The sequence below is a fragment of the Streptomyces sp. NPDC003691 genome, assembly GCF_053981115.1.
Map to the genome: position 1 here is coordinate 1 of NZ_JBSFNQ010000084.1, position 13,576 is coordinate 13,576.

Here is a 13,576-nt window from a genome sequence, read left to right on the forward strand (position 1 = left end):
GACGGTGACGCGGCGAAGATGTACCAGGAGGCGATGAAGGCTTTTCTGGGTGGTCAGGAGGGGCTGGACTACTTCAAGGCGGTGGGTGACCAGGCCCAGTTGGTCGCGGAGTTCACGCGGAAGTCGGCGACGCAGCTCCAGTACACGAAGTACATGATCATTGCGCAGTTGATTGCGTTGTTGATCGAGGCTGCGGTGGCTGCGGCGACGGCGTTCTTCTTCGGTGCGTCGATCGGTGCGTATCTGCAGAAGCAGGCGATTGTGCGGGTGATCCTGAAGACCAGGATCGGCCGGATGATTGTGACGCTGCTGACGCATCAGGTCATCAATGTGGGTATGGGCGTGACGATGGACGCCATGATCCAGTGGATCCAGCTGAACCAGGGGACGCGGGACGAGTGGGACACGGACCTGACGAAGAACGCTGCGCTGTCGGGGATGGTGCAGGGTCTGCTGGCGGGTCCGTTCAACGCGCTGGGTGACCGGTTCGGGAAGATGCTGGCGAAGATGTTCGGCCTGGATTCGGGCCGGAACCTGGGCAACAAGATCGACGGTGTGGTGCCGCCGCCGAAGAACCGCCCTGATGTGGACGTGAAGGTCCCGCCGGGGAAGCCGGATGTCAAGACCCCGGCCCCTTCTCCTTCCCCTTCCCCGAAGCCGAAGACGGAGAGCGCTCCCGGGGCAACGGTGCCGAAGCCGGGGGACAAGCCGGAGGTTCCGGAGACGAAGCCGAAGCCGGGAGACAAGCCGGAGGCGGAGAAGCCGGACCCGAAGCCGGACACCAAGCCGCCGGTGTCGTTCGGGCGGGATATGAGTGAGGCGTTCCGGAAGAACCTGCCGAACACCTACGGCCCGAACGGGGCGAAGGCGGGCGACAAGTTCGTGAAGGATGTCGGTGAGGTGTTCCGCCGCCAGTACGGCGACGGTGCGGTGGGTGCGGGGCGGGACTGGGCGCGGGCGCTGCTGGAGAAGACGGGGACGCGGGAGCTGCCGGACGCTTTGGAGAAGGCGCTGGGGCCGATCGCGAAGGATCTGGGCCCGGATGCCATGAAGGTGCTGAGCCAGGGTGCGGCGGATTCGATGGGCCGCAGCATCATGCGGGAGATCGTGGAGGGCACCGGCCGGGGCATCTTCGAGGGCGCCCACGCGGCGGTCTCGGAGGGTATGTACAACCTGATCTTCTCGGACGAGCACACGTTCAAGACCTCGGGTCTGACGTTCGCCTCCGGCATGGTCGAAGGCCGTCTCGGCGCGATGATGGAGACCGGCGGCGAGAACCTCGCGATGGGCATGCGGGGCAACCTGGGCATGGCACCCCCGAGCTGGCTCACCGAGGGCGGCAATGCACCGTCCGGCGCCGGAAGTGGTGGTTCCGGGTCGCCCGCGGCCGGCAGCGGCGCCCAGGACGACGCCGTATCCCTGGCCTCCCAGGACGACGGCGATGACGCGGACACCATCTCCCTCCTTCCCCTCGACGACGATGACGACGACACCGCGTCCCTCGCCTCCCTGGACGACAAGGATGACAAGAACGGCGAGGACGACAAGGGCGGGGCGAACGGCAGGAACGACAACAGCTACCTCGACGACTTCGACTACACGGGCGACGGCAGCGAACTCATCGACATCTTCACCGGCGCCCCGATGCCACCCCCCGTCACCACCGCACCCGTCCCCACCACCGGCTCTCCCTCACCCACCGCCACACAGACCCCCAACCAGACCAACCAGCAGACCAACCAGTCCACCCAGAACAACCAACCGTCGAACCAGACACCACCACGCACCACCCAGAGCACCACCGACACCACCACGACCACCGCCACCGATGCCGACGGCAGCGCGAAGATGCCGACGACCCTCTCCACCGAGAGCACGACACCCGACCAGGACCAGAACACCACCACGGAGTCCGCCGACGACCAGCGGTCCCGCCAGGAGAATGACGACCGGACGGATCCGCCCGCCCGGCCCCTGACCGAGAGCACCACGCTGGTGGAGGACTTCACCACCGAGGCACCGCGCACCGGTGACAGCACATCCGAGACGGACTCCCGCACCGTCACGGCACCGGCCACCGTGTCGAACGAGGACGTGCCGAAGAGTGAATCCGAGCAGCGGGATGTGAACACCAATCCGGCACCCCGGACGGTGGACGCCACCACCACGGACACCACAACCCACCACACGTCACCTCGGCCGAACAGCGAGACGGAGACCGCGGCAGCCCGAACCGGCGAGCCCGACTCGGAATCCGTTCCCACCCCGCTCCACACTCCGAGCTTCAGCCCGCCGAAGAACGACCCCGACGAGGGGGCCGGCGCCCAGCACACCCGCGGGACCTCGTCCGCTTCTGCGCTGCAGAGCGGTGACGGGGTGATGAGCCTGAAGCAGTTCCAGGACGCGACGTCCTCCACAGGGTTCCGGTCGAAGTCGGAGATCGGCAGGGTGGACGAGGCTCTCAGGCAGTTCAAGAGCCTCGGGAACGCCAGGGCGATGGACCAACTACTGGCCCTCAGCCGCATCGTTCGGGAGTGCGATACCTACGTCAACCACAAGGGCGACAAGGGGACCGTCAACAATCGAGTCCTCGGCACCCAGCAGCTGAGTGACCAGGCGAAGGCGCAGAAGGCCCAGATGGCCTCCACGACGCTCTTCCGTGATCTGCTGGCCGAAACCGATCGGGTGCTGGACCGGGGGGAGAATCCGGACCGGGACAACCGTGTGCTGGGCGGTGAGGCCCAGGGGGTTGCCCGTGCCCTCACCGGTGATGAGTTCAAGACGCTGATGGACGGCTACGTCGAGGATCTGAGGGCACTCCAGGACGATCCGACACTGCCCGATATCACCCGCAACGTCATCCAAGAGCTGATGGACGTGGTGCCGCTGGTGACGGTGATGGAGTACCCGAAGACCGGCAACCCCGGGATGAAGTTCATACCGGGTGGCGATGCGCCGTCGACGTACTCGTTCAACGTCGACACCCAGGCCAGGGGCGGTACCTCCTTCCTCCTCGGCCATATGGCCCATGAGTTCACCCATGTCGCTGCCCATCGGGCCTTCAGCAGTAGCGCGGTGATGGAACTGGTGCGCTCCGACTCGACCGATCAGCAGGTCAGGGAGCTGGCGGCGGAGCGGAAGCAGACACTGGAAGACCTGAACAGCGCCCGGGAAGGCAACCCGGCGTTCGGTGATTTCCAGCAGAACATGCTCCAGGAGAAGCTGGTCTACGGCAGCCAGCCGTACAAGCTGGCGCGGTATGCGACCAACTTCGGCGCGACGGGCAAGATCACCTCCGAGGAGAAGGCCCGTCTGTTGCGCTGGGACGAGGCGGCGGGGGACGCCTCCGGCACGCTGGTCGAGTACGACACGGTCCTCAACCAGATGCTGGTCTATCTGCACATGTGGGGGACCGCCCCGGAGAACACCTTCTACACGAAGCTGCGGGAAGCGGCCGAGACGGCTTACCAGCGGCGGGAGAACTCCCGCCAGAGCCCGATAGCGCCCCCGACGGTCCCGACCACCTCGGGATCCGTGCCGTCCTCCGCGACGCCCGACACCGAGACGAACCAGACCTCGACGGATACCGCTGCCCCGGTCCACTTCGCGAGTTCCAGCCCCCCGAAGAACGACCCCGTGACGCCGCCCAACACCCGGCACACCCGCGAAATGACATCCGCGTCCATGGCGCGGAGCGGTGACGGGATGATGAGCGTGAAACAGTTCCAGGAGAGTACTTCCGCGTCCGGGCTGCGTTCGAAATCCGAGATCAGCAAGGTCGATACCGCTCTGCGGGAGTTCCACCGGCTGCCGGCCAATGCCACCCCCCACGACCGGGTGATCGCCCTCAAGGCGATTTCCGATGCGGGCGATTTGTACATCGAGCACAAGGGGGACGGCGGAGGTACCCGAACCGAAGGCGTCAAGGCGCTTGTGGAGCAGGCGCGAGTCAGCGCCGGTAATATCGGGGAGCCGCTTTTCCGGAACAATCTGGGCGAGCTGGACCGACTGTTGAGTGAGGGCGCACTGGACGACGCCCTCCTGCTGGCCACCGAGACGCAACATGCCGCCCAGGCCATGCTGAGTGACCGTTTCCACAGCATGATGAGCGAGTTTGTCCAGCAGTTGGGGGCGCTGCGTTCCGACGAATCACTTCCCCCGGTGACGCGCCGAGCTGTCGACGAACTGATGGCTGTGGAACCCTTGGTGACGGTGATGCAGTTTCCGCACGGCGCCATGCCCGGCATGAAACTCACCTCGGATCGAAACGCCGCTCCGACGTACACGTTCAACGTAAATGTCGCACCCAAGGGCGGCACGTCGTATCTCTTGGGGCATATTGCTCATGAATTCACGCACATTGCCGCCCATCAGGCATTCGGCGGCAGCCCGATCATGGAGCTGATTCCTGCCGGGGCAACGATCGGCGAGGTCGTAGCGCTGGCGAAGGAGCGAACGCAGAAGATTGCCGATCTCAAGAAGGCGATGAATGAAAGTGAGCTATTTGGAAAATCCGAGCGCTACTTCCTGACGGAGCAATTGGATTATGCCGATAAAAAAGCCAGGCTGATGGGCTATGCGGCATCTCTCCATGGAGCCGGCAAGATCACGCTTGAGGAGAAGAACCGGCTGGTGGCCTGGGACCAGGCGGTCGATCTCCACTCCGGCACTCTGGTCGAGTACGACACCGTCCTGAACCAGATGCTGGTCTACCTCCATATGTGGAACACGCCCCTGGGGGACCCCCTCTACACAAGACTCCGGGAAGAGGCCGATATCGCGTACCAGCGCCGGGAGGCTGCCCGCCAGGCCGCCGCGGGCGCCGTGACCGTGCCGCCGATCGCGACCACCTCGGAGTCCTCGTCCTCCACCGCGACGACCGGTATCCAGACCGCCCAGGCCCCGGTCCGGGTTCGCCCCCCGACGGACGTCTCGCACCCGGCTGGGCCCGTCCCCTCCACCACCGCTCCCTCCACCATCCAGGCCCCCACCACTTCCACCGTTCCTCCGACGGTGTCGGCCATCTCCACCCCCCAGCAGTCCGGCGACCGCGCAGCGCTCGCCTACCAGCTCCTCACGTCCTCCCCTTCCTCCCCTTCGTCCTCTTCTTCCTCCTCCTCGATTCCCCCGGCCCCCACCCCGCCGCCCGTCCGCTCCCCGGAGGAGTCCGCCCCCGCGCCACTGCCGACGGGCAAGCGCCCTGCCCCGCCCGTGGACCCGTCGCTTCCCCGGGTGCCGGCCGAGCGGGTCGCCCGGCCCGCAACGGCGGAGGAACTGGCGGCATTCGGCGACGCCGCCTGGGCCAAGGTCAGCACCGAACGGTTCGACCCGGTCCGGGTCCAGTCCAATCAGCGGCCCGGACTGCTCGACGGGTCGGCGACGCTGATCCGGCATCAGGTGCGACGAGAAGACCTTGAGGACGGCCGCACCGTCCGGCACTTCCGGCTCGACTTGCCCTTCCGGCCGCTCAACGGCCTCGGCGACGCCGATCTGAGGGCACTGGAGACCCGTCTTCAGAGCACCCTCGACTCCACAGTGAACAGCGGCTACAAACTCCCCTACTCCGGCGACCAGCTCCGCGTCACGCTCAACTTCAGGCCGGACCCGGACAACGGCGAAGCCATCAAACTCACCCGGAACCAGAAGTCGGACCGCGCCAACCAGATCCGCTGGGACCTCGGGCACGACGACGGCACCCTCGTCCATGAACTCCTGCACTACCTCGGGCTCCCCGACGAGTACCTGGACACTCGGAACGGCCGGAGGTCCGAGAACCCCCATGTCTTCCGCAGCGACGAGCGGCTCAGCGGCGTCCGGAGAGACGGCCTGATGGCCACCGCCGAACGGGCGGACCTCGACGCCCTGCCCGCCGACTACCTCAAGAGGATCGAAGAGGTCAGCGACACCGCGCTCATCCCCACCCACACGCGGGACTCTTCCCAGGAAGCGACCCCGCCCCGGTCCTCCGAAAACACCGACGGGCACAATTCTCCGCCGCTTCACCCCACGAGTGCGATCCCGCCCGAGGTCACTCCCAGGCTTTCGGAAGTCCTTCCGCGAGACGACTGGTGGACACTGTTCTTCGATCCGACCGATCATGAAACAGCGCGGACAAGACACCCCGACGACCCCGGAAGTTACTACGACAACGACGAGTCTCCCGGCTTCAGGGAGGGCATGAACAATGCCTACGACGCAGCTCTGGAGAACCCCGACTTCGTTCTCGATGCGACGTCCTATGAGGGTCTCCATGCCATGGCCATGACGAGTCTCGGTTACGTACCGCCAAGGACGGGAGGGGCCTTGCGGACGAGCTACCCGCTCCGTTCGGAGGAGGTGAGCGCGGAAGTGAGTCAGATGACGATCGGGGACCGGACACTCCTGGTCGATGCTCAGGACGCATTCGGCCCGGGTGGCGCGGAACTCTTTGCGAGGGCCAGGGCGGCCGTATCTGTGGTCATGCCCAGCCCGATGAGTCATTTGCAGGTTACGGCCAACTACAGAGAATCCGACTGGTCGCCTCTCTTGAATACGATCTTCGCGGAGTACCGTGCCGAGATCGCAAATTCGGGGAACGATCGGGAGCGAATGACGGCGATCGCCAAAACGATCACCAAGCTTCAGGTGATGCACCCGTTCCAGGACGGAAATCGCAGGGTCAACGTCCATGTAGTCCTGCCGAGACTCCTCCTGGAGAACGGTTTCAACCTGGTCATGTCTCCGGAGATGCGAAGCATGTTCCAGGGCGGCACCAGCCTCACGAGGCAGGTGGACATCCTGATGGGCACCACGGAACAGACGTCGGCCGCCCCGGCTCCCGGCGACGCTCCGCTCCACCCCACGAGCGCGAGCCCGGAAAGCAACGGCAGCAGTGACGCCGACGCCGACGCGGACCCCAGCACCCAGCCGAAGCCGGACGACACCCGGACCCTTCTGGAGCCCGCGCAGAAGCGGGTCCGTGACAGCAGCAGTACCAGTGACGACGATCGTGATCCGCCGCAGCGGCCGAGGATGTCCGCGGATTCACCCCCCACCACTCAGGAGCCGCAACCCGACGCGCCGGTCGCCCCTGAGGCCGGTCCAGGAGACGCTTCCGAGGGATCGGTCGCTGCCGGAAGCTCCAGCGGACCTGTTACAAGAAAGCTCTCGGACATTCTCCCGGAATCGGATTGGTGGAGGCTTTTCCTCGATCCGGTCCATCACGAAGAGGCGCAACAGAAACACCCCGACGACCCTGGTAGCTACTACGACAACGACCAGTCGCCCGGTTTCAGGGTCGGTATGCTAAAAGCATACAAGGAGGCTCTGGAGAACCCTGGATTTGTTCTTAATTCGCATACCTATGAGAGCCTCCACACCAAGGCGGTGGAGAGTCTGAAAAAGCCCCCGCAGCGGACGCAGGCATCTCCGGCGACGATGTTCCCGCTGCGAGCTAAGGAGATGAGTGAAGACACGGACAAGATGACTATTCTCGGACGGAAGCTTCTGCTCGACTTCAAGAAGTACGACTGGGGTCAGTCGGCGAATTCTCCGAAGCCCGTCTCCGTTCTCCGCATGCCGAGTCGCTTCGGTAACAGTGATGAGTTGATTACGACGAATTACAAGCCGGAAGAATGGTCGGATTTGTTGAACGCTATTTTCGAGGACTACGGCAAGGAGATCGACGCAGCAGTGGACGACCGGGCGAAGATGGCGGCGATTGCCAGGGTTGTCACCAAGCTTCAGATCATGCATCCGTTCGGCGATGGAAATCGCAGACTGAATGTCCATGTGATTCTTCCGAGGCTGCTCCTGGAGAACAATTTCAGGCCCGTGATATCTCCGGACATGAAGCATATGTTCCAAGGTGGAACCGACGTCAAGAAGCAAGTGGACATCTTGATGCAGAGTCAGATCTAGCGGCCGCGATTCTCATCTCGGCCACCAGCCGCAGCGGCCGGGCGATTTCCCGCCCGGGCGCATTCGGCCATTCATCAGCGACGGCGGCGGCATTCCCCCGGCCGAGCCTGCCCTGTTCACGACTCCAGCCCTAGGGTCCATGCCGTCCCCGCCCGGAGGCGGTGCGGGTACTGCCCGGCGAGGTACAGACCATGGCCGGAAGCGCCATCCGGAACCTCAACACCGGCCGCTGTATCGACGACAGCGGCGCCTTCGGTCTCCGCGAGCACGCCTGCAACGGCCTCAGCTTCCAGCAGTGGTACGGCCAGTAGCGACGGGCCGCCGCTACGCCCCCTCCCCGTACTCCCCGTACCCCGTGAACAGCCTCCCCACCAGCTCCCCCCGGCTCGACACCCCCAGCTTCTCGAAGACCGCCTTGATGTGGTCGCGCACCGTGTGGGGCGACAGGTGGAGTTCCGCGGCGATGGCGGTGGTCGGCAGGCCGCGGGCCACACAGCGGGTGACCTCCAGTTCCCGCCGCGACAGTTCGTACGCCTGCACCACCAGCGGGGCGACCTCGGAGGCCGGGGCGCGTTCGACGACGACCGCGGCGAGGCCCGGGCGGCCGTCCGGGCCGCGGAGGCACGAGCCGTGGCAGACCAGCCAGCGGCCGGTCCGGCTCCGCAGTCTGATGCGGGCGGTGTCGCCGGAGTGCTGTTCCGCGATCGCCCTGGCCCGCATCGCGGTGCCGTGCACCCACAGGGGGACCCGGAGGCCCAGGGCGGTCAGGGAGGTGGGCCCCTCGGGCATCTCCGCCAGATAGCGCCGGGCCTCGTCGTTGGCGGAGACGAGTGCGCCGTCCGCGTCGAAGAGCAGCAGCCCGGTGCCCGTGGGACCGGCGGCCGCGGGGTCCGGGCGGTGTTTCGCGTACGACCGCAGCATGCGGGCCACGGGTGTGCCGAGGTCCTGGACGAACCCGCGCTCCCGGTCGGTGAAGGCGGCCCGGCCCTTCTCGCGGAACAGGCTGACATAGCCGTGCGGGCGGCCGTCGACCCGCAGAACGGCCCGCAGTTCGTCGTGCAGCCCGCGCGGGACCAGGAATCCCCGGTACAGCGGGCTGCGCTCCGGCCGGCCCCCGGTGGCCTCCCACAGGCTCGCCACCGGTACGGGGGCGAGCGCCAGGTCGCGGAACAGGTTGACCCGTTCGGTGAACGTCTCGTACTGCCAGTACGCGGTGCAGCTGTGGTCCTCGGTGTTCTCCGCGAGAACCGGCGAGGTGATCATTCCGGTCTCCGGATCGGTGGCCCGCCAGACGCCCACGTCGTACGGGACCGCTCTGCGTAGCCGGGCCGCGAGGACGCCGAACAGCGCCTGTGGGCCGTCCGCATCGCGGATCCGGGCCAGAAGTTCGTCGCGGCCGATCATTGTGGGCATGCTCCGGCACTCCGTTCCGGGGCCGCCCGGGCCCCCGTCCGCCCCAACCCCTTTTCACCGTACGTCACTTGCCCGGCCGGGCCCCTCCGGCGCCAGGGCGGGCGGGAGCCGCAGGGCGAGCGCGCCCGCGAGCAGCGGGAGCAGTGCGACGCACCCGAGGGCGCTGGTGATCTCCAGATGCTCGGAGAGCGCTCCGGCGGTCGCGGAGCCGATACCGCCGCCGACGAAGAACAGCAGGTTGAGTACGCCCATGGCGCCGCCCCGCCGTTCGGGTTCGAGGCGGCTGGACAGTACGGCGGTGGTGTGCACCTGGGTGGCCGCGAAGGCCGCCATGCCCAGCGACGTACCGGCCAGCATGACGACGATGCCGCCCCCGGCGAGGCCGGTGATCCCGAGACAGACGGCCGAGGCGACGGCGGCCCCGGCGAGCAGGAAACTGCCGCCCCTGCCGGTGGTGAACTTCCCGGCGGCCCGCGCGAACACCGCGCCGACGACCGCGCCCGGCAGCATCCACGCACCGATGGCGAACACCCCCCAGCCGTACTGCCGGGTGAGGATCTGCGGTACGGCGTACATCGCCGCGAACAGCCCGGCATAGCCGCCCGCCCCGACCAGGGCCGCGGTCAGGAAGGTCCGGTCGCCGGCCAGCCGGCGCGGGACGAAACCCTCGGGCCGCCTGCCGATACGGATCACCAGGGCCGATGCGGACAGGATCAGAAGTGCCGCCAGCGCGATGACCGGTGCGGTGGCCAGGTCCAGCGAGGACGCCTGGATGAGCAGCAACAGCGAGGTGGCGGCGGTGCCCAGCAGGATCCCGCCGACCGGATCGACGGGCCTGCCGAAGCCCGGGCGGGCGGCGGCGGGCTTCAGCACGAAGGGCACGGCCAGCAGGGAGAGCGCGGGCAGTACCAGGGTGAGCCGCCAGTGCGCCCATTCCGTCACCACCCCGCCCGTCAGGGTGGCGGTGGAGGAGAACAGCGCCATGGCGGCCCCGAACAGCGTCAGGATCCGGGCGCGTTGCGCTGCGGGCGCCGAAGCCGCGAGGGTCAGCGCGGCGGAGGTGATGGCCCCGGAACCGGCCGCCTGGACGGCCCGGCCCGCGACGAGGGTGCCGAAGCCGGGGGCGGCCAGACAGAGCAGCGCCCCCACGGCCAGCAGCAATGACCCCGCCAGCAGGGTCGTACGCACCCCCCGTTTCTCCGAGAGCCGCCCGAAGAACGCGGTGCCGACACCCAGCGCCAGGGCATGGGCGGTCAGCACCCAGCCCGCGACGGCCGGGCGGACGTCCATGGCCAGGGCGGTATCGGGAAGCGCCACCCCCGCGGCCGTCACCCCGAAGATCACGGGCCCGAACAGCGCTCCCAGCCTGAGCCCGGTCGCCACCGCGCCGGGCGCGTTCCGCGGCGGATCCCCCTGGGCCGTGCTGATGGTCGTCGTCGACACTCTTCCTCCCGGATGCCGGTGCGGGCCCGATCGGTACGGGGAGCCTTCACCCCCGTACGTCCGCGGCGACCGGCCGGGGCGGGCCCGGCCGGTCGCCGATCACGGTTCCATCCGGGGTCCGGGTCTCCCATCCCCCGATTGAGGGGAGAGGCGGCGGTGGTGCCTCCGGCGGGGGCCCGCGCCCGCCGGGACGGTCCGGCCCGCGGCCGGATGACAGTCCGCCGCCGGACGGGGACGCGCCACCGGACGGAGGCGCGCGGCCGTGCCCGCCCCCGGATCAGGTGGTGGCGGGCACGGCGCGGAGTGCGGTCCGCAGGTCCTTACGGCCGGGCTCCGGGTCAGACCCCGGTCCGGTCCTTCGCGTACGGTCCGCCCGTTACGACTTCGCCCTCACCCTCGGGCACGGCTGCTGTCGCTGCCACACCCTCCGGCCCCGCCGCCGGGCCCGACTCGCTCAGCCCGTACCGCCGGTGGAACCCGCGCAGGAAGCCCGGCGCGTACCAGGCCGAGCGGCCGAGCAGGCGCATCGCGGCCGGGACCAGCACACCGCGTACCGCGACGGCGTCGATGAGAATGGCCAGTCCGGCGCCCAGACCGAACAGTTGCAGGAAGCTCAGCTCGGCCGTACCGAAGGCGAAGAAGGACACGGCGAGCAGAACGGCCGCCGCGGTGACGATGCGTCCCGTGTGCCCGAGGCCGTCGGCCACCGCGGTCTCGTTGTCCGCGCCCAGATCGTGGAGTTCCTTGATCCGGCTGGTGACGAAGACCTCGTAGTCCATCGAGAGGCCGAAGGCGACGCAGAACATCAGCACGGTCATCGACACATCCATCGGCTGCGCGGTGAAACCGAGCAGGGAGGAGAGGTTCCCGTCCTGGAAGATCCATGTCATGACGCCGAGGGTGGCCCCCAGGCTGATCAGGTTGAGCAGCAGCGCGCGCAGCGGCTGCACCACGCTTCCGGTGAAGAGGAAGAGCAGCAGGAAGGTGGTCAGGGCCACCAGGCCCACCGCGAGCGGTAGCCGGCCTCCGATGGAGTCCTTGGTGTCGACCAGTACGGCGTCGACCCCGCCCACCAGGGGCTGGGTGCCGACGGGCGGGTTGACCTCCCGCACCCGCTCCACCAGTTCCTGGGCCTCGTCCGACTTCGCTGGCAGGGTGCTCACCACATTGAGGCGCTGCGCGTCCGGGCGGCCGAGGGCGGCATCGGAGCGGGCGGTGGCCGTGGCCTGTCCGCCGGTGTACGTACCGGCGCTGGTCTCGACCCGGGCGACGCCTTCCAGGCCGGACAGGGCGGCCGCGTAGGACTCCAGCGGGCCCCGCTCCACGGGCCGGTCGATGACGACATGGAGCGCCGACTCGTCCGTGCCGTCGAAGCCCTCCTCCAGCACCTTCGCGACCTGGCGGCTCTGGGCGTCCTCGGGAAGCACGCGCTCGTCCGGGGTGCCGAAGGTGATGCCGAGCAGCGGGCTCGCCGCCAGGAGGAGGACCGCGAGCACGGGCAGCGCGGTGAGGGCGGGCCGCCGCATCACGGTACGGGCCAGCCCTCCCCAGACGCTGCTCCGGGCACCGGCGCGCCCCGGGTTGAGCCCCGGCAGCCGGCCGCTGTTGACCCGGTGCCCCAGGACGACGAAGAGAGCGGGCATCACGAACAGGGTGCTGACGGCGGCGATGACGACGACACCGGTGCCCGCGTATCCGAAGGAGCGCAGGAAGTACTGCGGGAACACCAGCAGCGCGCCGAGCGCCGCGGCCACGGTCGCGGCGGAGAAGGCGACCGTACGGCCCGCGGTGTGCACGGTCTTCCGTACGGCGTCCTCCACGCTCGCCCCGGCCGTGAGCTGTTCCCGGAAGCGGCTGACCATCAGCAGGGCGTAGTCGATGCCCAGGCCGAGTCCCAGCGCGGTGGTCAGGTTGATCGCGAAGACGGAGACATCGGTGACGCTGCCGAGGACGAAGAGCTGGGCGAAGGTGCCGATGACGGCGATCAGTCCGATCGCCAGCGGCAGCAGGGCAGCGACCACGCTGCGGAAGACGAGCAGCAGGAGCAGCAGCGTGAGGGGTACGGCGATGGCCTCGGCCAGCAGCAGGTCCTTGCCCACCTGGCCGCCCATCTCGTCGCCCACCGCGACTCCGCCGCCCGCCCGGACCTCCAGGGCGTTCGCGTAGGTCCCGGTGTACTCCTCGATGACAGCCTTGGCGTGCTCGGCCTGTTTCGTCTCGTCGCCCTTCACATGGGCGAGCACCAGGGCCTCGCGGCCGTTCTCGGAGCGGAGGCCGGGGTTGCCCGCGTCCCAGTACGAGACGACGTTCTCCAGGCCCGGTTCCTTCCTGAGGTCGGCCACCAGGGCCCGGCCGTGGCGCTCGGCGGCCGGGCTGTCGACGCCGCCCGCGGCGGCCCCTTCGGCGGCGCTTTCGGCGGGCCCGACCAGCAGGACGAGGTTTGTCTCGCCGCCGAACTTCTCGCCGATGACCTTCCCGGCCCGGGTCGACTGCGAGGCGGGGTCGTCGTACCCGCCTTCCAGGAGTTTGCCGAACGCGCCGCTGCCCGCGGCGCCCATGAGGACCACGGCCACGACGGCGAGGACAAGGACCAGCCGGGGCCGGCGGATCACCAGCTCGGCTATGCGTTCAAACACGCTTGATCTCCCTTTTCGCGCACTGATGGTGAGAGCCCGGAGGTACGGGGCCGACCGGCCCGGCCCGGACGGGCGGGTGGGGGCAGCGGGGCATGGGGCGGTGCACGGAATCCCGCACCGCACCGACAGCGGCCCCGCGGGCCCTGCTCCTCGTCGCCACCAACGAAGTTAGCGGGGTACTGGAA

4 protein-coding genes are annotated in these 13,576 nt (G+C 68.3%); 1 reads left to right on the top strand and 3 read right to left on the bottom strand.

Translation table 11 applies throughout. The features are described 5' to 3' along the window. Window positions 1-18: 18 nt before the first annotated feature. Entirely contained in the window at window positions 19-7,899 is a 7,881-nt protein-coding gene (locus tag ACWDR0_RS28415) for a hypothetical protein (protein ID WP_456354646.1), read from the top strand. 324 nt (window positions 7,900-8,223) lie between these two features. Here ACWDR0_RS28415 and ACWDR0_RS28420 read toward each other — a convergent pair whose 3' ends face one another. The 3 genes from ACWDR0_RS28420 to ACWDR0_RS28430 form a co-directional block, all read right to left on the bottom strand. Further along, window positions 8,224-9,312 (bottom strand): LuxR C-terminal-related transcriptional regulator, encoded by a 1,089-nt coding sequence (locus ACWDR0_RS28420; protein ID WP_456354647.1) that lies wholly within the window; start codon window positions 9,310-9,312, stop codon window positions 8,224-8,226. Window positions 9,313-9,366: 54 nt separating this feature from the next. Further along, window positions 9,367-10,755 carry an MFS transporter gene (locus tag ACWDR0_RS28425; RefSeq protein ID WP_456354648.1) on the bottom strand — a complete coding sequence of 463 codons (1,389 nt, stop codon included), beginning with the start codon at window positions 10,753-10,755 and terminating at the stop codon, window positions 9,367-9,369. A 338-nt stretch (window positions 10,756-11,093) separates the two neighbouring features. Next, a complete protein-coding gene (locus ACWDR0_RS28430) occupies window positions 11,094-13,391 on the bottom strand; it encodes an MMPL family transporter (RefSeq protein WP_456354649.1) in 2,298 nt (765 codons plus the stop codon). Window positions 13,392-13,576 lie beyond the last annotated feature (185 nt).

Excerpts from the sequence above, each read along its gene's own strand:
- ACWDR0_RS28415 (WP_456354646.1), top strand. The coding sequence starts at position 19 with ATGTACCAGGAGGCGATGAAGGCTTTTCTGGGTGGTCAGGAGGGGCTG.
- ACWDR0_RS28420 (WP_456354647.1), bottom strand. The coding sequence starts at position 9,312 with ATGCCCACAATGATCGGCCGCGACGAACTTCTGGCCCGGATCCGCGAT.